Source organism: Actinomycetospora sp. NBRC 106375, from assembly GCF_030269665.1.
Lineage (GTDB): Bacteria > Actinomycetota > Actinomycetes > Mycobacteriales > Pseudonocardiaceae > Actinomycetospora.
The window spans coordinates 146,288-166,372 of sequence record NZ_BSTS01000002.1 but is presented as its reverse complement, the minus strand read 5'-3'; the positions used below and the strand labels follow the sequence as shown (position 1 = coordinate 166,372).

The window sequence follows — 20,085 nt, the reverse complement described above, 5'->3', positions numbered from 1 at the left end:
CATCCCGACAACGAGGAAGTCATGCCCCCGAAGAAGCGGCGGCTCTCCGCCATCGTCAAGCTGCAGATCAGCGCCGGCGCGGCGACGCCGGCACCGCCGGTCGGCCCGGCCCTGGGTCAGCACGGCGTCAACATCATGGAGTTCTGCAAGGCCTACAACGCGGCCACCGAGGCGCAGCGCGGTCAGGTCGTGCCGGTGGAGATCTCGGTCTACGAGGACCGGTCCTTCACCTTCGAGCTCAAGACCCCGCCGGCGGCCAAGCTGCTGCTCGCCGCGGCCGGCGTGAAGTCCGGCTCCGCGACGCCGCACAGCAAGAAGGTCGGCTCGGTCACGCAGGAGCAGGTCCGCGAGATCGCGCAGACCAAGATGGCGGACCTCAACGCCAACGACCTCGACCAGGCCTCGAAGATCATCGCCGGCACCGCCCGGTCGATGGGCCTGACGGTCGCCGAGTGACCCCCGTCGGCCGGTGACCACCGGCCGACGACCCCGTGGGAGGGCCGCGCAGCCCTGACCACACCTGATCCACGAAGGACAGAACATGAAGCGCAGCAAGGCGTACCTGAAGGCCGCCGAGAAGGTGGACTTCGACAAGCTCTACAGCCCGCTCGACGCGGCCACCCTGGCCAAGGAGACGTCGACGACGTCCATGGACGCGACCGTCGAGGTCGCCATGCGCCTGGGTGTCGACCCGCGCAAGGCCGACCAGATGGTCCGCGGCACCGTGAACCTGCCGCACGGCACCGGCAAGACCGCCCGCGTCATCGTGTTCGCCACCGGCGATACCGCCGCGGCCGCCGAGTCGGCCGGCGCCGATGTCGTGGGCTCCGACGACCTCATCGAGCGGATCCAGGGCGGCTGGCTCGAGTTCGACGCCGCCGTCGCCGCGCCCGACCAGATGGCCAAGGTCGGCCGGGTCGCCCGCATCCTCGGGCCGCGCGGGCTCATGCCGAACCCGAAGACCGGCACGGTCACCCCGGACGTCGCGCGCGCCGTCGGCGACATCAAGGGCGGCAAGGTGAACTTCCGCGTCGACAAGCAGGCCAACCTCCACCTGATCATCGGGAAGGCCAGCTTCGACACCGAGAAGCTCGTCGAGAACTACGGCGCCGCGCTGGACGAGATCCTGCGCGCCAAGCCGGCCGCCGCGAAGGGCCGGTACATCAAGAAGATCACCGTCACCACGACGATGGGTCCCGGCATCCCCGTCGACCCGAACCGCACGCGCAACCTCCTCGCCGCCGAGGCGTGAGGTCGGTGGTGGTGCCGCCCTGCTGCGCGGGGCGTCACCACCGCCGCGTAGACTGAAATCAGATCGAACCTGAGATCCACCCGAGACCGCTGGTCTCCGTCCGGGCCCGCCCGGTCGGACGAAGTGCCCCACGACGGGGCGGCCCGCGCAGGAGGACGAGGGTCGCGACGCCGTCCGGGCCATCGGCCCGCGCTCGTCCCGACGCCCCGTGCGCCTGCGCACGGGGCGTTTCGTCGTTCCGGGCCCCCCGCGGTCGCCCGAGGACAGAAAGGAGGCGCGCATGGCTGCTGAGACGAGAGCTCCGGCCGCCGACAAGGTGGCCTCGGTCGCCGAGATCGCCGCGGAGTTCCGCGACGCGTCGGCCATGGTCGTCACCGAGTACCGCGGCCTGTCGATGAAGCAGATCTCCAAGCTGCGTCGTTCGCTGGGCTCGGACGTCACCTACACCGTCGCCAAGAACACCCTGGTCAAGCGGGCTGCCGCCGACGCCGGGGTCGAGGGTCTCGACGACCTGCTGGTCGGCCCGACGGCCATCGCGTTCGTCGCCGGTGAGCCCGTGGACGCCGCCAAGGCGCTCCGCGAGTTCCAGCGCGAGAACCGGGCCCTGGTCGTCAAGGGTGGCTACATGGAGGGCCGCGCGCTCTCCGCCACCGAGGTCGAGAAGCTCGCCGACCTCGAGTCCCGCGAGGTGCTGCTCGGCAAGCTCGCCGGCGCGATGAAGGGCAACCTCACGAAGGCCGCCCAGCTGTTCAGCGCCCCGGCCTCGCAGGTCGCCCGCCTCGCGGCGGCCCTGCAGGACAAGCGCGCCGCTGAGGGCAGCGCCAGCACCGAGGACGCGGTCGCCGCGGTCGAGTCCGCGGACGCCGAAGCCGACGCCTGAGTCCGGCTCCCCCACACACCCCCATCATCGAAGAAGGAGCGCCCACCATGGCGAAGCTGTCCACCGACGAGCTGCTCGACGCCTTCAAGGACATGACCCTGATCGAGCTCTCGGAGTTCGTGAAGAAGTTCGAGGAGGTCTTCGAGGTCACCGCGGCCGCCCCGGTCGCGGCCGCCGCCCCGGCCGCCGCCGGCGGCGGTGCCGCTGCCCCGGCCGAGGAGGAGAAGGACGAGTTCAACGTCGTCCTCGACGCCGCCGGCGACAAGAAGATCCAGGTCATCAAGGTCGTCCGCGAGGTCGTCTCGGGCCTCGGCCTCAAGGAGGCCAAGGAGCTCGTCGAGAGCGCCCCGAAGCCGATCCTCGAGGGCGTCAACAAGGAGGCCGCCGACGCGGCCAAGGCGAAGCTCGAGGAGGCCGGCGCCTCGATCAGCCTGACCTGATCGGGCGCGCTCTCCAGCGCGACACCGCACGACGGGGCGGGGACCTGAGGGTCCCCGCCCCGTCGTCGTCTGCGGGGCCTGTGGCACTGTCGAGAAGTGCCCGCCCGGGTGTCGCCCCGTCCGGCGATCCGGCACGGTGCGGCGGTCGTCTGCGAGACGAGCGGCAGCTCGACACCCGCCGATCGCGTGAAACACACCGCCCGTCGCCACCCGCCCGGCCCAGTCACCGTTCGTGACCGGCCCACTGCGACCCGGCCGTTGCCCAAGTTTCCGGCCGAGTAACCTCCGACCTCACTCCGTCGTTGCAGACGTGACGCCCCTCTCGTGGGGTGCCGGCTCCATGGCGTCGGTAACAGCAGGGCGTGCATGCGTCGACACCACGACTCTCCGGGAGGACTGCATGGCCGGCGTCGAGGTCGGGATCAAGAATCTGTCGAAGTCGTTCGGCAGCTCCAACATCTGGTCCGACGTCACGCTGACCCTTCCCGCCGGGGAGGTGAGCGTGCTGCTGGGCCCGTCGGGCACGGGTAAGTCCGTGCTGTTGAAGTCGATCATCGGACTGCTCAAGCCCGAGAAGGGCTCGATCTTCATCCACGACACCGACCTCGTGCGGTGCTCGGAGTCGAAGCTCTACGAGATCCGCAAACTGTTCGGGGTGCTGTTCCAGGACGGCGCGCTGTTCGGGTCGATGAACCTGTTCGACAACATCGCCTTCCCGCTGCGTGAGCACACCCGCAAGGGCGAGAAGGAGATCTCCGACATCGTCATGGAGAAGCTCGACATGGTCGGGCTCTCCGGCGCCGAGGACAAGCTCCCCGGCGAGATCTCGGGCGGCATGAAGAAGCGCGCCGGGCTGGCCCGCGCACTCGTGCTCGACCCCGAGATCATCTTGGTCGACGAGCCCGACTCGGGACTGGACCCGGTGCGCACCGCGTACCTCAACCAGCTCATCGTCGATCTGAACGCCCAGCTGGACGCGACGATCCTCATCGTCACCCACCACCTCGGCACCGCCCGGTCGCTCCCGGACAACATCGGGATGCTGTTCCGCCGCAACCTCGTGATGTTCGGTCCCCGCGAGGTCCTGCTGACCTCGGAGGAGCCGGTGGTCCAGCAGTTCCTGCAGGGCCGGCGCATCGGCCCGATCGGCATGTCCGAGGAGAAGGACTCGGCCCAGATGGAGGCCGAGATGGCGGAGCTGAAGAAGAAGGGCGGTTCGGCCGAGGCCGAGGAGTCCTTCATCGACCCGCAGCTCGACGTCAGCGAGGGCCTGCCCCAGCGCAAGGCGGTGCAGCGGCGCAAGGACCGCGTCATGCAGGTCCTGCACACCCTGCCCCCGAAGGCTCAGACGGCCATCCTCGAGTCGCTGACCGAGGAGGACATGGAGCGGTACGGGATCTCCCGTGACCAGGACCGCACCGAGCTCATCGAGATCACCTACAACAACCCGCCCTCCGACGCCGACCCCTTCGGGTACCAGGCGATGCAGGAGGCCGAGGACAACTCGATGGTCGAGGAGGCCCCGGCCGGCGAGGGCGAGGGCGAGGGCGACCAGGCCGGCAGCGGCGACCCCGACGCGGACGCCGAGGCGCGCAAGGCGCCGCCTGCCCCGCCGGAGTCCGACGAGCCCCTGGTCGGCGTGCCCGCCGACGAGGACGCCGGCGGCACCGTCGTGCTCCCGCAGGCCGGCGAGCACACCAAGAGCGACGACGAGGAGTCCGACGAGGCCGGCAACCCGCCCGAGGACCAGCAGTCGGGTCAGGACGACCAGCAGGGCGACCAGCAGGACGCCTCCGACGACGCGCGGACCGAGCAGATCGCGGTGCCCCAGCAGGATCAGCAGTCGCAGCAGTCGCAGGAGTCCCAGCCGCCGGGCGACGACGCGCAGACCGGCCGGCACCACTGGCGCGACCAGCCCGCGAACGACCAGGGCGCCCAGACGAACCTGAGCGCGCGGTCCGACCAGGGCGCGCAGGGCGGCCAGGCCGGCGGGATCGTGCCGATGGAGCGCCGCGAGGACCGCGAGGGCAGCGAGGACGCATCGCACGGCGACCAGGGCGCCGGCGCCCCGAGCGGCCGCGAGCCCGCCCCGCAGCAACAGCAGGACGAGGGTCTCGTGGGCGGGCTGCGCCGCATGTTCCGCCGGGGAGACTCGTGAGCAACCGCATCGCGACGGGCAACTTCCCGGGTGCCGGGGCGCTGTCCGCCACCGGGAAGCTGTTCGCTCTCGGCCTCGACGTCGTCGTCGGCATCTTCCAGCGGCCGTTCCAGACGCGCGAGTTCATCGAGCAGTGCTGGTTCATCTCCCGGGTGTGCATCCTCCCCTCGGCGCTGGTCTCGATCTCCTTCGGTTCGGTCATCTCGCTGCAGCTCGGGTCGCTGATCCGCCAGTTCGGTGCGCAGTCGTTCTCCGGTGCGGCGAGCACCCTGGCCGTCATCCAGCAGGCGGCGCCGGTCATCTGCGCGCTCCTGGTCGCCGGTGCCGGCGGCTCCGCGATCTGCGCCGACCTCGGTGCCCGCACCATCCGCGAGGAGATCGACGCGATGGAGGTGCTCGGGGTCAACCCCATCCAGCGCCTGGTCGTGCCCCGGGTCCTCGCCGCGATCCTCGTGTCGTCGCTGCTCTTTGGGCTGGTCTGCCTCGTGGGTGTGGCCGGCGGCTACTACTTCAACGTCGTGCTGCAGGGCGTCACCCCGGGCGCCTACGTGCAGGGCTTCTCGGCGCTGTCGAAGACCGGCGACCTCATCGTCGGCTTCATCAAGGCAGCGCTCTTCGGTCTCGCCGCGGGCGTCGTCGCCGCCTACCGGGGGCTCAACCCCGCCGGCGGACCGAAGGGTGTGGGCGACGCGGTCAACCAGGCCGTCGTCATCACCTTCATCCTGCTGTTCGCGATCAACGTGATCGTGACGGCCGTGTACCTCAACCTCGTGCCCCCGTCCAAGTTCTGATCTCTCCGACCCAGCTCTGACGTTCTGACCGCCGCTCCCCAGGCCAGGATTCGATGACGATCACTTCACGCGCTCGGCGCGTCGCCGAGGCACCCCTGGGTGTCCTCGACACCCTCGGCGACCAGGCGTCGTTCTTCGCGCGCACCATCGGGTGGATCCCGAAGTCGGTCACGCGCTACCAGCGCGAGGTCCTCCGTCTGCTGACCGAGGTGGCCTTCGGGTCGGGCGCGCTCGCGCTCATCGGCGGCACGGTGGTCATCGTCGGCACGCTGACCTTCTTCACCGGCAGCGTCGTCGGCCTCCAGGGCTACTCGGCGCTGAACCAGATCGGCACCTCGGCGTTCGCGGGCTTCGTCACCGCCTACTTCAACACCCGCGAGGTCGCGCCGCTGGTGTCGGCGCTGGCGCTGTCCGCGACGGTCGGCGCGGGCTTCACCGCCCAGCTCGGCGCCCAGCGGGTGTCGGAGGAGATCGACGCCCTCGAGGTCATGGCGGTGCCCTCGCTGCCGTTCCTGGTGACCACCCGCGTGGTCGCCGGGTTCATCGCGGTCATCCCGCTCTATGTCATCGGCCTCGTGAGCTCGTACCTCGCGTCCCGGCTGCTCGTCACGAACTTCTACACGCAGTCGCCGGGAACGTACGACCACTACTTCAACCTGTTCCTGCCACCGCAGGACGTGGTCTATTCGTTCGCGAAAGTGCTCGTGTTCGCCTTCGCGATCATCCTCGTGCACTGCTACTACGGCTACAACGCCAGCGGCGGGCCGGCCGGGGTGGGCGTCGCGGTCGGCAACGCCGTCCGGAACTCGATCGTCATCTTCAACATCCTCGACAACCTGCTGACGCTGGCCATCTGGGGCACCACGACCTCGATCAGGATCGCCGGATGAGCGCCCCGACCCAGACCATGGAGCGGGAGGACGAGGGCCCGCAGGTCAAGGACAAGCGGCCGCCGCTGAGCCCCACCCGGCGGCGCCTCAGCGGCCTGGTGCTGCTCCTGATCATGGCGCTGATCGTCGCGCTGTGCATCGCCAACTTCAACAAGGTGTTCAAGCCGGTCGATACGGTCTACCTGCGCACGGACACGGTCGGCAACCAGCTCTCCAAGCAGGGCGACGTCAAGGTCCGCGGCGTCATCGTCGGCGAGATCAAGTCCGTCGACAGCGACGGGTCGGGCGCCGTGATCGAGATGGCGATGGACCCCGACTTCCTGCCGACCATCCCCAGCAACACCACGGCGATGCTGATCCCGAAGACCCTCTTCGGCGAGCGCTACGTGTCGCTCTCGATCCCGCCGAACGGGAGTGCGCGCCCCCTCGAGGAGGGCGACACGATCGCCCAGGACCGCTCGCAGAACGCCACCGAGACCGAGCAGGTGCTCAACAACCTGCTGCCGGTGCTCACGGCGGTGCAGCCGGAGAAGCTCTCGGACACCCTGGGTGCGGTCTCCCAGGCGCTGTCCGGGCGCGGCAAGAACCTGGGCAACACCCTGGTGCTGCTCAACCAGTACGTCGAGGGCGTCATCCCGGCGCTGCCCGACCTGCAGGCCAACCTGCGGGCGCTCGCCCCGACGGCGGACATCTACAACCAGGCGAGCCCGGACCTGATCCTCGCGCTCGACAACCTCGTCACCACCAGCCGGACCCTCGTCGAGCAGCGCGCGGCGTTCGAGTCGACCTTCCGCTCGGTGACCTCGGCGTCGGACACGACGACGGCCTTCCTCGCGGCGAACCGGGAGAACATCATCGAGCTCGCCGCCACCTCGCGACCGATCCTCGAGCTGCTCGCGCGCTACAGCTCGGAGTTCCCCTGCCTGTTCCGGCAGCTGACGGACCTCACACCGAAGATCAACGAGGTCCTGAAGCCGGACACCGGTATCCAGATCGACGCCGAGATCACGATCGACCGGGGCAAGTACGTGCCCGGCGAGGAACCTCGGTACCTCGACACCCGCGGCCCGCGCTGCTACCAGATCCAGGGCCAGGCGCCCCAGGACCCGCCGGGAGGTCCCATCCAGGACGGGTCCAACCACCCGGAGGCGTCGCGGAGCACGCAGGACGCCTACGCCGGCGGGCAGGGCGAGCAGATCGACCAGGACTCGCAGACCGGTGACGAGTCCGCCTCGGCGGCGCGCACGGGCGGCCAGAACGGCGGCGGCCAGACCGAGGGCCAGGCGGCGTCGGGCCGCGTCGACGGCGCCAACATCGGCCTGCCGAACAGCCCGAACTCGCCCGAGGAGCGGGGGCTGGTGACCGAGGTGACGGCCATGCAGATGGGGATCACCCCGGCGCAGGTGCCCTCGTTCGCGCCCTACCTCACGGCGTCGACGCTCCGCGGGGCCCCGGCGGTGGTCCGATGAGGGGGCTCGCTCCGCCGCTGATCAAGCTGGTGATCTTCACCATCGTCACGGTGCTGTCGGTGGCCCTGCTGGCCACGGCCATCCAGAACTCCTACTTCGGCAGCACCGAGAACTACAAGGCGCGGTTCACCGACGCGTCCGGCCTCATCTCCGGCAGCGACGTGCGGATCGCCGGGGTGCGGGTCGGTCAGGTCACCGACGTTCAGCTCGTCGACCGCAACGTCGCGGAGGTGACGTTCAAGGTCGACGAGAACCGCAAGCTGCCGACGGGGTCGATCTTCTCGATCAAGTACCAGAACCTCGTCGGTCAGCGGTACCTCGAGATCGCCCGCGGCAACGGGCCGATGAACGCGATGCTGGCGCCCGGCGCGACGGTCCCCCAGAGCCAGACCCGGCCGCCGCTGAACCTGACGGTGGTCTTCAACGGCTTCAAGCCGCTGTTCCAGGCGCTGAACCCGACCGACATCAACCAGCTGTCGTTCGAGATCATCCAGGTGCTGCAGGGCGAGGGCGGCACGGTGAACTCGCTGCTGGCCCGCACCGCGTCGCTGACGTCGACGATCGCCGACCGCGACGCCGTGATCGGCAGTCTGATCAACAACCTGAACGCCGTGCTCGACACGGTCAACGCCCGGGACGACCGGCTGTCCGGTCTCATCGTGTCGCTGCAGCAGCTGGTCAGCGGCCTCGCCGCCGACCGCGTCTCGATCGGGGAGACCCTGCAGCCGATCGCCGACCTGACGACGACCACGGCCGGCCTCCTGGCCGACGCCCGCCCGCCGCTGCGCGACGACATCGTGCGGCTGGGGCAGCTGTCGTCCAACCTCAACGACAACCGGGGCCTCGTGGAGAACTTCCTGCGGCTCACGCCGCAGAAGGCGAACAACTTCGGCCGGGCCGGCAGCTACGGCTCCTGGTTCAACTTCTACCTGTGTGCCGCGGGCGGCAGCATCAACTTCGGCGGCAAGCCGATCGGCGACGTGTTCCCGATCCTGGGACCGGTCCTCCCCGATCCCGACGGCGCCGGTCCGCAGAAGCCCGGCGACTTCACCCTCCCCCTCCCGGATACGGCGGACCGATGCAGCGGATGAAGCCGTTCCGCAAGCGGAACCCGATCCCGATCGGCGCGGCGAGCCTCGCGATCCTGCTGCTGCTCATGGCCGCGTCGCTGAACATCAAGGACCTGCCGCTGATCGGGCAGGGCCCGACGTACACGGCACGGTTCAGCGAGTCGGCGGGTGTGCTGCCCGACGACGATGTGCGGGTGGCCGGCATCCGGGTCGGCACCGTGACCGACCTCGAGCTCGACGGCACGGACGTCGTCATCTCGTTCAAGGCGCCCGACGCCTGGATCGGGAACCGGACCTCGGCGTCGATCGAGATCAAGACGGTGCTCGGGCAGAAGTACATCGCCCTCGACCCGGCCGGTGACCAGCCGCTCGACCCGGACCAGGCGATCCCCCGGCAGCGCACGCGGGCGCCGTTCGACGTCATCCAGGCGTTCTCGCAGCTGTCGACGACGGTCGAGGACATCAACACCGACCAGCTCTCCCAGAGCCTCGGCGTGCTGTCGACGACCCTCGACGGCGCCGCCGGCCCGGTCCGGGGCGCGCTCGACGGCCTGAGCAGGCTCTCGCGGACGATCTCCTCGCGCGACCAGGAGCTGTCGAGGCTGCTGGCGAACACCCGCACGACCACCCAGGTGCTCGCCGACCGGGACGCCGAGGTGGAGCGGCTGATCAACGACGGCAACCTCCTGCTGGGCGAGCTGCGGGCCCGCAAGGCCGCCATCGACAACCTGCTCAACGGCACGATCGCGCTCGCCGAGCAGCTCCGGGGCCTCGTCGCCGACAACGAGGCGACGCTGCGCCCGACGCTCGAGGAGCTCAACGGCGTGCTCACGACGCTCGAGGAGAACTCGGCGAACCTCGAGAACGGCCTGCGCCTGCTGTCGCCGTTCATCCGGGTGTTCGGCAACGTCGTCGGCAACGGCCGGTGGTTCGACGCGTACATCTGCAACCTGGACCCGCCGGGTGACCAGGCGTGCGACCCGGGCTCGAGCCTGGATCCGGCCGGCCTGCTCGGCGCGGTCGACCCGGCGGTGCTCCTGCAGATCCTGCAGGCCGCGCTGGCCCAGCTCGGCCTGCCGGCGCTGCCGGCCACCCCGGCCGCGCTGGCGCAGGCCATCGCCGGCCTCAACCCCGCACAGCTCACCCAGCTCCAGGGTCTGCTCGGCGGTGGCCCGAACGGTCTGACTCCGCAGCAGCTGGCGATCCTCTTCCCGAACGGGGTGCCCGACGTGAACGCGCTGACGGCGGCGCTGGCCCCGCGTGCGGGCGGCGCCGCGCCCGCCCTGCCCGGTGAGACTCCCGGCGGCACGGGCGGGGGCAACTGATGTCGAACCGTGTCGCCACGTTCTTCGAGAGCGCGTCGCGCACCCTGGCCGTGGCCGTCGTGCTCGCCCTGCTCGCCACGGTCGGGCTCTGGTACGCCCTGCAGCGCGGGACCCAGCGCACCGTCACCGCGTACTTCGCCAACACGGTCGGCCTCTACGTCGACAACGAGGTGACGATCCAGGGCATCCCGGTGGGGTCGGTCGACGCGATCGTGCCCCAGGGCAACGTGGTGCGGGTCGTGCTCAAGGTCGACAACGATGCGCCGGTGATGGCCGACCCCCAGGCCGTCATCGTGGCGCCGACCCTGGTCAGCGACCGTTACGTCCAGCTCGGCCCGACCTACACCGGCGGGCCCCAGCTCGCCGACGGCGCGGTGATCCCGGTCGAGCGCACGGCGACGCCGGTCGAGCTCGACCGCGTCTACCAGAGCCTCGACACGATCGCGAGGGCCCTCGGGCCGAACGGCGCGAACCGTACGGGCGCCCTCAACCAGCTGCTGCAGTCGTCGGCGGGTGCCCTCGGCGGGAACGGTGAGCTCCTCAAGAGCACCATCACCGAGCTCGGTGGCGCGGTCGGCACGCTGGCCGACAACCGCGACAACCTCTTCGCGACGGTGGACAACCTCGGGCAGTTCACGAACATGCTCGCCCGCAACGACGGGGCGGTCCGGGACCTCAACAACCAGCTCCAGGACATCGCCGGCTTCCTCGCCTCGGAGCGCGGCAACCTGTCGACGGTGCTGGCGACACTGCCGCCGGCGCTCGACGACGTCGCCCGCTTCATCCGGGACAACCGCGACATCCTGCGCACCGACGTCGGCCGCCTCGCCCGCATCACCGACATCCTCGTGCGCCAGCGCGCCGCGATCACGGAGTTCGCCAACGTGGCGCCCGCGGCCCTGGGCAATCTGACGAACTCGTACAACGCCACGTCCGGGACGCTCGACGTGCGACCGGTCCTCGCGCCGGAGCTCATCGGTGACGGTCTGGACCCGCGGGCCCTGCTCTGCAACCTGCTCGCGAACCAGCCAGGGGTGCCGGCGATCCTCCAGGGGCCGCCGAGCGCGGCCGTGACGCAGCTGGCGCGGGCCTCGGTGGTGTGCGGGGCGATCCTCGGGAACGGCACGGGGGGCACCACGCCGCTCGGCGTCTCCCTGGCCCCGATCCAGAACCTGCTCAACCTCTTCAACGGCACGCCGACTCTCGACGCGCTGAAGCCCGTGACGAACAACCTCTTGCCGGGCGCCGGCGGCCAGAACGGCGGCGCCACCACGGGCGAGGGCGGCAACGGCGGGGGCGGCGGCGCCGGCGGGGGCGGGGTCCTCCAGCCCGGCAGCGGCATCCTCGGCTTCGAGAGCACCGGAGGTGGCCAGTGAGCGCGCCGCGGAAGGAGCGCCGGACGCTGCCGCGTCGGACGCGGGTGGCGACGCTGCTGGTGGTCGCCGTGTTCGCGCTGACGGGCTGCGGCCTCAACTCACTGCAGGAGGTCCCGCTCCCCGGCGGCGCGGCCCTCGGCCCGAACCCGTACACGGTGACGGCGCAGTTCTCGAACGTCGTCGACCTGGTGCCCAACGGCAGCGTGCGGGTCAACGACGTGCCCGTCGGGATCATCCGTGACGTGTCGCTCGCTCCGGACGGCTGGACCGCGCAGGCGACGGTCGAGGTCAACGGCGCCGTCGTCCTGCCGGCCAACGCCACGGCCAAGCTGCGCCAGACGAGCCTCCTCGGCGAGAAGTTCGTCGAGCTCCTGCCCTCGCCCACTGACCCTCCGCACGGACGCCTGCAGGCGGGCGCGGTGATCCCGGTCGACCGGACCGACGTCGGGGCCCAGGTGGAGGAGGTCCTCGGGGCGCTCTCGCTGCTGCTCAACGGCGGCGGCGTCGAGAAGATCCAGACGATCTCCCGCGAGCTCAACGCGGCGACCACCGGCAACGAGGCGCAGCTGCGGTCGCTGCTGACGAACCTCGACACCCTGGTCGGCACGCTCGACCGCCAGAAGGCGGACATCGTGCGGGCGATCGACTCCCTCGAGCGCCTGACCCGCACGCTCGCCGACCAGCGGGCGCGGATCGCGAACGTCATCGACAACCTCGGCCCGGGCCTGGACGTGCTCAACCAGCAACGGGCCCTGCTCGTGCAGACCCTGCAGTCGCTGAACCGGCTCTCGGACGTCGGGACCGACGTCATCCGCCGCAGCCAGGCGAACACCGTCGCCGACCTGCGGGCCCTCCAGCCGATCCTGCGCAACCTCGTCGAGTCCGGCGACGCTCTGCCCGGGTCGCTGCAGATCCTCCTGACGATCCCGTTCGCGGACAACTCGCTCAACGTCATCAAGGGCGACTTCGCGAACATCAACGTCACGGTCGACCTGGACCTCCAGGCGATCCTGACGAACATCCTCAACAACCCGCAGGTGCCGGGGGTCGACGCGATCTTCAAGCTCCTGCAGCCGCCGGGCACGACGCCGCAGGAGGGCACGACGGCGACCGAGGGCACGGGTTCGCCTGGGAACAACCAGACCGCCGCCGGACCGTCGCCCCAGCTCCCAGGCCTCGGCGGCGGGAACAGCGGAGGGAGCGGCGGATGATCGGCACACGCACGCTGCGGCTGGTGGCGCTCTTCGCCGTCATCTCGATCGTCGGCATCGGCTACGTGAGCCTGCGCTACGTCGGCGCCGACTCGCTGATCGGCCTCGGCCCGTACGTCGTGAAGGTGGAGCTGGCCGACTCCGGCGGCATCTTCCCGGACGCCTCGGTGAGCTACCGCGGGGTCGAGATCGGCAAGGTCGGCGACATGCGGGTCACCCCGCAAGGTCTCGAGGTCGACCTCGAGATCGAGAACGACTCGCCGGACGTCCCGGCGTCGGCGACCGCGGTGATCGCCAACCGGTCGGCTGTCGGTGAGCAGTTCGTCGATCTCGAGCCGCCGTCGGACGCCGGCCCGTACCTCGAGGACGGGTCGATCATCCCGCAGGAGCGGACCCGCACCCCCGTGCCGGTGGACCAGCTGCTCGCCGACCTCAACGCCCTGGCGACCTCGGTGCCCCTGCCCGAGCTCCGCACCACGGTCGACGAGCTCTACAAGGCGTTCGACCGCGCGGGGCCGGACCTGCAGCGCCTGCTCGACGGGACGAACGCCCTGATCCCCGACGCGATCCGCAACCTGCCGCAGTTCACGCAGCTGCTGCGCGACGGGCGCATCGTCCTGAACACGCAGGCCTCCCTCGGGCCGCAGATCATCTCGTTCAGCCGCGACCTGCAGCTGTTCACGGCTCAGCTCAAGGCCGACGACCCGAACCTGCGTCGGCTGGTCAACTCGGCCCCGCCGGCCGCGAGGGAGCTCGAGGGCCTCATCCGGGACGTCGGCCCGGACCTCAGCCGCACGATCGCGAACCTGCTGACCGTCACCCGCATCATCCAGCCGCGGCTGGCCGGGGTGGAGCAGGTGCTCGTGACCTACCCGGCGCTCTCGGCGGCGGCCCCGACCGTCGTCCCCGGCGACGGCCGCGTGCACTTCGGCCTGGTGCTGAACATCGCCGACCCGCCGTACTGCCGCAACGGCTACCTGACCCCGGACAACGGCTGGCGGCCGGCGACGGCGAAGGACTTCATCCCGATGGACACCAGCGTGCGTTGCAACGAGGCACCGCCGGTGGACGTCCGCGGCAGCCAGAACGTGGGGCCCGCGCCGTTCAACTCGTCGAACCCCGGCGGACCCGCCGCCAGTGGCGGATCCGGGCAGCAGCAGAATGACCAGCAGGACACGACGGCGCTGGCCTCGTTGCCGGCCGGCGGTGTCCTGGCGGGCAGTGGCCGGGGCGCACCTCCGGTGATCATTCCGGGGCTGGGCACCGACTGACCCGAGCAGCACGACCGCCGGGACCCCGAGACCCGGCGGACGACCTGAGGAGCTGAGCGCCACGTCTTCCACGGACACGGCCGACAAGCCCACCGAGACCACCGACGGTTCCCCCGACGCCGCGGCCACCGCCGCGCGGCGTCGCCGTCGAAGCATCACGGTGCTGGCGATCCTGACCGTCCTGGCCCTCGCGGCCGCCGTCGTGAGCGGCGTCTACTGGTGGTCCGGCACGCAGAGCGAGAACGCGACCTCCGCGGCCATGCGCGACGAGGCCGTCGACGCCGCCCAGCAGATCGTCGTCAACATCAACACGGTGCGGCCCTCGACGCTGGACGCGGATCTGAACGCCGCGCAGACGTCGCTCACCGAGCCGATGCTCGGCCAGTACCAGCAGGTGCGACAGAAGTTCGCCGAGAACCTGCGCCAGTCGCAGGCCGAGGTCGTCGCGACCCCGGTCTCCGCGGCCCTGACCGCGTTCGATCCGCAGCACGACCCGCCGACGGCCTCGGCAATCGTCGCGATCGACGTCAACGCCCGCAGCGCCACGGCGCAGCCCCAGTCCAAGCAGCAGCTGTTCCTCGTCGAGATGATCCGCACGCCGGAAGGCTGGAAGGCCTCCAAGGCGACGCCCTCGACCGGCCAGCAGTAGCTCGGCGACCCAGAAAGGGGGAGTGACCGTGCCACCCCGCTCCCGCACGAAGCCCGGCTCGACCAACCGTCGCCCCAAGGTCGCCGGCCTGCGTCAGCACGCCCACGCCGGCGCGGCCGGACCGGGCGTCGATGACGACGACCTGGACACCCTCGAGGACTCCGTCACCGAGGCCCCCGCCGCGACCGAGACCTCGGAGACGCCGCGCGACGCGGCTCCCGGGGCGCCGCGCGAGACCGAGGACGCCACGAGCGCCTCGGCCACGGCCGACACCACCGAGGCGCCCGCGGCCGACGCCGCGGACGTCACGGACACCACCGCGCTCCCGATGGGGGCCACCGAGCCCGCGGAGGGCGCCGACGCCGCCGGGGACACCGCGACGACCGCAGCGTCGACGACGTCCGCCGTGACCGCGGAGTCGCCGTCCCCGACGGCACCGGGAGAGCCCACGGCGGTCACGGACGCCGCCGACACGACGGACACCACGGACGCCGCCGACACCACCGGGGCGTCCGGGGCGACCGCCACGACCGACGTCGACGACGCCACCGAGACGACCGACGACGCCTCGGCCGAGGCGGCGACGGCCGGCACCGCGAGCACCGCCACGCGGGCCGGCAAGGTCCGCCGGGGCTCCGGGATGGCGCCGCGCGCCTCGGCGCCCACGACGGAGCGTCCGCGCCGCGCCGCGGACGACATCGCCGCGTCCCCGACGCGGACCGCGCGCCCGGTCCGCACCGGCGGTCGGAAGACCGAGCCGGAGGCGGCCCCGAGCCGCCTCGACGGCGTCCGCGAGCGCCTCCGGACCTTCGGGGACTCCCGGGCCCTGCCGGTCACGCTGGTCGCCGTCATCGTCGTGTGCCTCGTGCTGGCCGGCCTGGCGTTCTGGCAGGGCCGCCAGGCGTGGACGTCGGGCCCGGTGAGCAACCAGGCCACGGTGGACGTCGGCGGCACCGCGGAGCTGGTCGGTCAGAGCCGCGAGTCCATCGAGAAGATCTTCTCCTACGACTTCTCGAAGCTCGACGACTCGGTCGACGCCGCGCGGCAGATGTCGACCGGCCAGTTCACCGACCGCTACCTCTCGGTGTTCGACCAGACGATCCGGCAGCCGGCACAGCAGCAGCAGCTGCGGCAGACCGCGACCGTCGTGAACATCGGCGTGGTGTCCATGAACGGGGACCGCGCCGAGGTGATGGCGCTGACCCAGTTCTCCGCCCAGCGCACCACGACCGGCCAGTCGACGAATGCCCCCGGTCTGCTGCGCCTGCAGATGGAGCGCGTCGACGGGCGCTGGAAGCTGGCCGAGCTGACGCCGCTGACCGCCAACCGCTGATCACCACCACGACGCGCCGGGCGCGCCACGACGACACCGTGGCGGGCCCGGCGCGTTCGTGTGTGTCCTGACCTGCACCGAACCCGGTCGGGCCGAGGGGATGACACCGGGCGCGCCCCACTTGACTCCGGGGGCACGGGCGGTCACTCTGTTCGCAGCGCGGCACCCCGCGTCCGACCCCGGAGGTCGATCCCGCCCCAGGCGGAGCATCCTTCCCGGCGCGTCACGAGGGGGGCCGTTCGACAGGTGCCACCATACGTGGCTAGACTGTCGGATCGCGCTGCCCTACGTCTGTCCGCCCCCTCGTGTGTCGACGCACGGGCCGCGCCCCCGCCGCCCGGGTCGCTGCGCTGCTTTCCGGACGGTACAGCTACTGACAGCGTTCAGACAGCGTTGTTCCGGAAGGACGCATCTTGGCAGTTACCCGCGCCACCAAGGTCTCGAACCACCACGCGTCGTTCCCCGGGGCACCCACCCGGGTCTCCTTCGCCAAGCTGGACCAGCCCCTCGAGGTTCCCGACCTGCTCGCCCTGCAGACCCAGTCGTTCGAGTGGCTGGTCGGCAGCGAGGAGTGGTTCGAGCGTCGCGTGGAGGCGGGTGAGGAGCTCCCCGCCGGTGGCCTGGAGGAGGTCCTCGCCGAGATCTCGCCGATCGAGGACTTCTCAGGCTCGATGAGCCTGTCCTTCTCCGACCCGCGCTTCGACGAGGTCAAGGCCTCCGTCGAGGAGTGCAAGGACAAGGACATGACGTACTCGGCGCCCCTGTTCGTCACCGCCGAGTTCACCAACAACACCACCGGCGAGATCAAGAGCCAGACGGTCTTCATGGGCGACTTCCCCGTGATGACCGACAAGGGCACCTTCATCATCAACGGCACCGAGCGCGTCGTCGTGTCGCAGCTCGTGCGTTCGCCCGGGGTGTACTTCGACCGCACGGTCGACAAGACGACCGACAAGGACGTCTACAGCGTCAAGATCATCCCCAGCCGCGGCGCGTGGCTGGAGTTCGACGTCGACAAGCGCGACACCGTCGGCGTGCGCATCGACCGCAAGCGCCGCCAGCCCGTCACCGTGCTGCTGAAGGCGCTGGGCTGGACCACCGAGCAGATCCAGGAGAAGTTCCACTTCTCCGAGACGCTGCTGGCCACCCTGGAGAAGGACTCGACCGCCGGGCAGGACGAGGCCCTGCTCGACATCTACCGCAAGCTGCGTCCGGGCGAGCCGCCGACGCGCGAGAGCGCGCAGACGCTGCTGGAGAACCTCTTCTTCAAGGACAAGCGCTACGACCTCGCGAAGGTCGGCCGCTACAAGGTCAACAAGAAGCTGGGCTCGGATGTCGAGCCGTCGGTCGGCACGCTGACCGAGGACGACATCATCAACACGATCTCCTACCTCGTGCGCCTGCACGCGGGGGAGACCGAGGTCGAGGCCCCCGACGGCTCCGGCGAGATCCCCGTCGAGACCGACGACATCGACCACTTCGGCAACCGCCGCCTGCGCACCGTCGGCGAGCTCATCCAGAACCAGATCCGGGTGGGCCTCTCCCGCATGGAACGCGTCGTGCGCGAGCGCATGACGACCCAGGACGTCGAGGCCATCACGCCGCAGACCCTGATCAACATCCGGCCGGTCGTGGCCGCGATCAAGGAGTTCTTCGGCACCTCGCAGCTCTCGCAGTTCATGGACCAGACCAACCCGCTCGCGGGCCTGACCCACAAGCGCCGGCTCTCGGCGCTGGGTCCGGGCGGTCTGTCCCGTGAGCGCGCGGGCATGGAGGTCCGCGACGTCCACCCGTCGCACTACGGCCGCATGTGCCCGATCGAGACGCCGGAAGGCCCGAACATCGGCCTGATCGGCTCGCTGTCGAGCTTCGCGCGGGTCAACCCGTTCGGCTTCATCGAGACGCCGTACCGCAAGGTCGTCGACGGGGTCGTCATCGACCAGATCGACTACCTGACCGCGGACGAGGAGGACCGCTTCGTCGTCGCGCAGGCCAACGCGCCGCTCGACGAGGACGGCCACTTCACCGAGGACCGCGTGCTGGTCCGCCGCAAGGGCGGCGACGTCGACCTCATCGCGCCCGGGCGCGTGGACTACATGGACGTCTCGCCGCGCCAGATGGTGTCGGTCGCGACGGCGATGATCCCGTTCCTCGAGCACGACGACGCCAACCGCGCCCTGATGGGCGCGAACATGCAGCGCCAGTCGGTGCCGCTGCTGCGCTCGGAGTCGCCGCTGGTCGGCACGGGCATGGAGCTGCGGGCCGCCGTCGATGCCGGTGACGTCATCGCCACCGACCGCGCCGGCGTCATCGAGGAGCTCTGCGCGGACTACATCACGATCATGGACGACGAGGGTCAGCGCACGACCCACCGTCTCCACAAGTTCACGCGGTCCAACCAGGGCACCTGCATCAACCAGAAGCCGATCGTCGCCGAGGGCGACCGCGTCGAGGCCGGCCAGGTCCTCGCCGACGGTCCCTGCACCGAGGACGGCGAGATGGCCCTCGGGAAGAACCTCCTCGTGGCGATCATGCCGTGGGAGGGTCACAACTACGAGGACGCGATCATCCTGAGCCAGCGCCTGGTGCAGGACGACGTGCTCACCTCGATCCACATCGAGGAGCACGAGATCGACGCCCGCGACACCAAGCTGGGTGCCGAGGAGATCACGAGGGACATCCCGAACGTCTCCGAGGAGGTCCTGGCCGACCTCGACGAGCGCGGCATCATCCGCATCGGCGCCGAGGTCGCGGACGGCGACATCCTCGTCGGCAAGGTGACCCCCAAGGGCGAGACCGAGCTGACCCCCGAGGAGCGCCTGCTGCGCGCCATCTTCGGTGAGAAGGCCCGCGAGGTGCGCGACACCTCGCTGAAGGTCCCGCACGGCGAGACCGGCAAGGTCATCGGCATCCGGGTGTTCTCCCGCGACGACGACGACGAGCTGCCGCCCGGGGTCAACGAGCTGGTCCGCGTCTACGTGGCCCAGAAGCGCAAGATCTCCGAGGGCGACAAGCTCGCCGGCCGCCACGGCAACAAGGGCGTCATCGGCAAGATCCTGCCGGTCGAGGACATGCCGTTCCTCGCCGACGGGACGCCGGTGGACATCGTCCTCAACACCCACGGCGTGCCGCGACGCATGAACATCGGCCAGGTCCTCGAGACCCACCTCGGGTGGATCGCGAAGAGCGGCTGGGAGGTCGACCCGGACAACACGGCCGAGTGGGCCGTGACGATGCCCGACGACATGCGGCACGTGCCGCCGGACACGAACACCGCGACGCCGGTGTTCGACGGCGCGCGGCAGGCCGAGATCTCGGGGCTGCTCGGGTCGACGCTGCCCAACCGCGACGGCGTGCGGCTGGTCGGCGAGGACGGCAAGGCGCAGATCTTCGACGGACGTACCGGCGAGCCCTACCCGCACCAGATCGCGGTGGGCTACATGTACATCCTCAAGCTGCTGCACCTCGTGGACGACAAGATCCACGCCCGGTCGACGGGGCCGTACTCGATGATCACCCAGCAGCCGCTGGGCGGGAAGGCGCAGTTCGGTGGCCAGCGCTTCGGCGAGATGGAGTGCTGGGCGATGCAGGCCTACGGCGCGGCGTACACGCTGCAGGAGCTGCTGACGATCAAGTCCGACGACGTGCTCGGCCGCGTGAAGGTCTACGAGGCCATCGTCAAGGGCGAGAACATCCCCGAGCCGGGCATCCCCGAGTCGTTCAAGGTGCTGCTCAAGGAGCTCCAGTCGCTGTGCCTCAACGTGGAGGTGCTGTCCTCGGACGGCGCCGCCATCGAGATGCGCGACGGCGACGACGAGGACCTCGAGCGCGCCGCGGCGAACCTCGGCATCAACCTCTCGCGCAACGAGTCGCCGTCGGTCGACGACGTCGTGAACTGACCTCACAGTCGGGGGGCTCCGCCCCCCGACGACCCCCCGGGCTGTGGTCACCGCCCGGCCCGGGGGGCCTG

Annotated in this window: 15 protein-coding genes and 1 pseudogene; all 16 read left to right on the top strand. The window is 70.6% G+C overall.

Features of this window, described 5'->3' with window-relative positions:
- The first annotated feature begins 21 nt into the window (after positions 1-21).
- On the top strand, positions 22-456 hold the full coding sequence (gene rplK / locus QSK03_RS04255; protein ID WP_285648723.1) for a 50S ribosomal protein L11: 435 nt from the start codon (positions 22-24) through the stop codon (positions 454-456).
- A gap of 85 nt (positions 457-541) precedes the next feature.
- Positions 542-1,252 carry a 50S ribosomal protein L1 gene (gene rplA / locus QSK03_RS04250; protein ID WP_285648722.1) on the top strand — a complete coding sequence of 237 codons (711 nt, stop codon included), beginning with the start codon at positions 542-544 and terminating at the stop codon, positions 1,250-1,252.
- Positions 1,253-1,532: 280 nt separating this feature from the next.
- A complete protein-coding gene (gene rplJ, locus QSK03_RS04245) occupies positions 1,533-2,132 on the top strand; it encodes a 50S ribosomal protein L10 (RefSeq protein WP_285648721.1) in 600 nt (199 codons plus the stop codon).
- Positions 2,133-2,179: 47 nt separating this feature from the next.
- Positions 2,180-2,572 (top strand): 50S ribosomal protein L7/L12, encoded by a 393-nt coding sequence (gene rplL / locus QSK03_RS04240; RefSeq protein ID WP_285648720.1) that lies wholly within the window; start codon positions 2,180-2,182, stop codon positions 2,570-2,572.
- Positions 2,573-2,972: 400 nt separating this feature from the next.
- Positions 2,973-3,971: pseudogene (locus tag QSK03_RS04235) on the top strand (ABC transporter ATP-binding protein); the annotation flags it as partial.
- Between the two features lie 755 nt (positions 3,972-4,726).
- The gene (locus QSK03_RS04230) at positions 4,727-5,521 is read left to right on the top strand and encodes an MlaE family ABC transporter permease (RefSeq protein WP_285648719.1); all 795 of its coding nucleotides are present in this window, start codon (positions 4,727-4,729) and stop codon (positions 5,519-5,521) included.
- 53 nt (positions 5,522-5,574) lie between these two features.
- Positions 5,575-6,411 carry an MlaE family ABC transporter permease gene (locus QSK03_RS04225; RefSeq protein WP_285648718.1) on the top strand — a complete coding sequence of 279 codons (837 nt, stop codon included), beginning with the start codon at positions 5,575-5,577 and terminating at the stop codon, positions 6,409-6,411.
- Positions 6,408-7,880, top strand: coding sequence for an MCE family protein (locus tag QSK03_RS04220; protein WP_285648717.1), 1,473 nt, complete (start codon positions 6,408-6,410; stop codon positions 7,878-7,880). Before QSK03_RS04225 ends, QSK03_RS04220 begins: the two co-directional genes overlap by 4 nt.
- Complete coding sequence (locus QSK03_RS04215) at positions 7,877-8,971, top strand: MCE family protein (protein WP_285648716.1); 1,095 nt, start codon at positions 7,877-7,879, stop codon at positions 8,969-8,971. The genes QSK03_RS04220 and QSK03_RS04215 overlap by 4 nt, the downstream gene beginning before the upstream one ends.
- Positions 8,959-10,275, top strand: a complete 1,317-nt coding sequence (locus QSK03_RS04210) for an MCE family protein (protein ID WP_352231942.1) — start codon at positions 8,959-8,961, stop codon at positions 10,273-10,275. Before QSK03_RS04215 ends, QSK03_RS04210 begins: the two co-directional genes overlap by 13 nt.
- A complete protein-coding gene (locus QSK03_RS04205; protein ID WP_285648715.1) occupies positions 10,275-11,651 on the top strand; it encodes an MCE family protein in 1,377 nt (458 codons plus the stop codon). The genes QSK03_RS04210 and QSK03_RS04205 overlap by 1 nt, the downstream gene beginning before the upstream one ends.
- The gene (locus tag QSK03_RS04200; RefSeq protein ID WP_285648714.1) at positions 11,648-12,862 is read left to right on the top strand and encodes an MCE family protein; all 1,215 of its coding nucleotides are present in this window, start codon (positions 11,648-11,650) and stop codon (positions 12,860-12,862) included. The genes QSK03_RS04205 and QSK03_RS04200 overlap by 4 nt, the downstream gene beginning before the upstream one ends.
- Positions 12,859-14,133: an MCE family protein gene (locus QSK03_RS04195; protein WP_285648713.1), complete on the top strand. Its 1,275-nt coding sequence runs from the start codon at positions 12,859-12,861 to the stop codon at positions 14,131-14,133. Before QSK03_RS04200 ends, QSK03_RS04195 begins: the two co-directional genes overlap by 4 nt.
- A 160-nt stretch (positions 14,134-14,293) precedes the next feature.
- Positions 14,294-14,782, top strand: a complete 489-nt coding sequence (locus QSK03_RS04190) for a hypothetical protein (RefSeq protein ID WP_285648712.1) — start codon at positions 14,294-14,296, stop codon at positions 14,780-14,782.
- 28 nt (positions 14,783-14,810) lie between these two features.
- Positions 14,811-16,115, top strand: a complete 1,305-nt coding sequence (locus tag QSK03_RS04185; RefSeq protein WP_285648711.1) for a hypothetical protein — start codon at positions 14,811-14,813, stop codon at positions 16,113-16,115.
- Positions 16,116-16,528: 413 nt separating this feature from the next.
- Positions 16,529-20,014: a DNA-directed RNA polymerase subunit beta gene (gene rpoB / locus QSK03_RS04180; protein WP_285648710.1), complete on the top strand. Its 3,486-nt coding sequence runs from the start codon at positions 16,529-16,531 to the stop codon at positions 20,012-20,014.
- Positions 20,015-20,085: the final 71 nt, after the last annotated feature.

What these genes read in the sequence shown, in the direction of transcription:
- rplJ (WP_285648721.1), top strand. Translation starts at nt 1,533, where the DNA reads ATGGCTGCTGAGACGAGAGCTCCGGCCGCCGACAAGGTGGCCTCGGTC.
- QSK03_RS04225 (WP_285648718.1), top strand. Translation starts at nt 5,575, where the DNA reads ATGACGATCACTTCACGCGCTCGGCGCGTCGCCGAGGCACCCCTGGGT.
- QSK03_RS04205 (WP_285648715.1), top strand. Translation starts at nt 10,275, where the DNA reads ATGTCGAACCGTGTCGCCACGTTCTTCGAGAGCGCGTCGCGCACCCTG.
- QSK03_RS04195 (WP_285648713.1), top strand. Translation starts at nt 12,859, where the DNA reads ATGATCGGCACACGCACGCTGCGGCTGGTGGCGCTCTTCGCCGTCATC.
- rplL (WP_285648720.1), top strand. Translation starts at nt 2,180, where the DNA reads ATGGCGAAGCTGTCCACCGACGAGCTGCTCGACGCCTTCAAGGACATG.
- QSK03_RS04215 (WP_285648716.1), top strand. Translation starts at nt 7,877, where the DNA reads ATGAGGGGGCTCGCTCCGCCGCTGATCAAGCTGGTGATCTTCACCATC.
- QSK03_RS04220 (WP_285648717.1), top strand. Translation starts at nt 6,408, where the DNA reads ATGAGCGCCCCGACCCAGACCATGGAGCGGGAGGACGAGGGCCCGCAG.
- rplK (WP_285648723.1), top strand. Translation starts at nt 22, where the DNA reads ATGCCCCCGAAGAAGCGGCGGCTCTCCGCCATCGTCAAGCTGCAGATC.
- QSK03_RS04210 (WP_352231942.1), top strand. Translation starts at nt 8,959, where the DNA reads ATGCAGCGGATGAAGCCGTTCCGCAAGCGGAACCCGATCCCGATCGGC.
- rplA (WP_285648722.1), top strand. Translation starts at nt 542, where the DNA reads ATGAAGCGCAGCAAGGCGTACCTGAAGGCCGCCGAGAAGGTGGACTTC.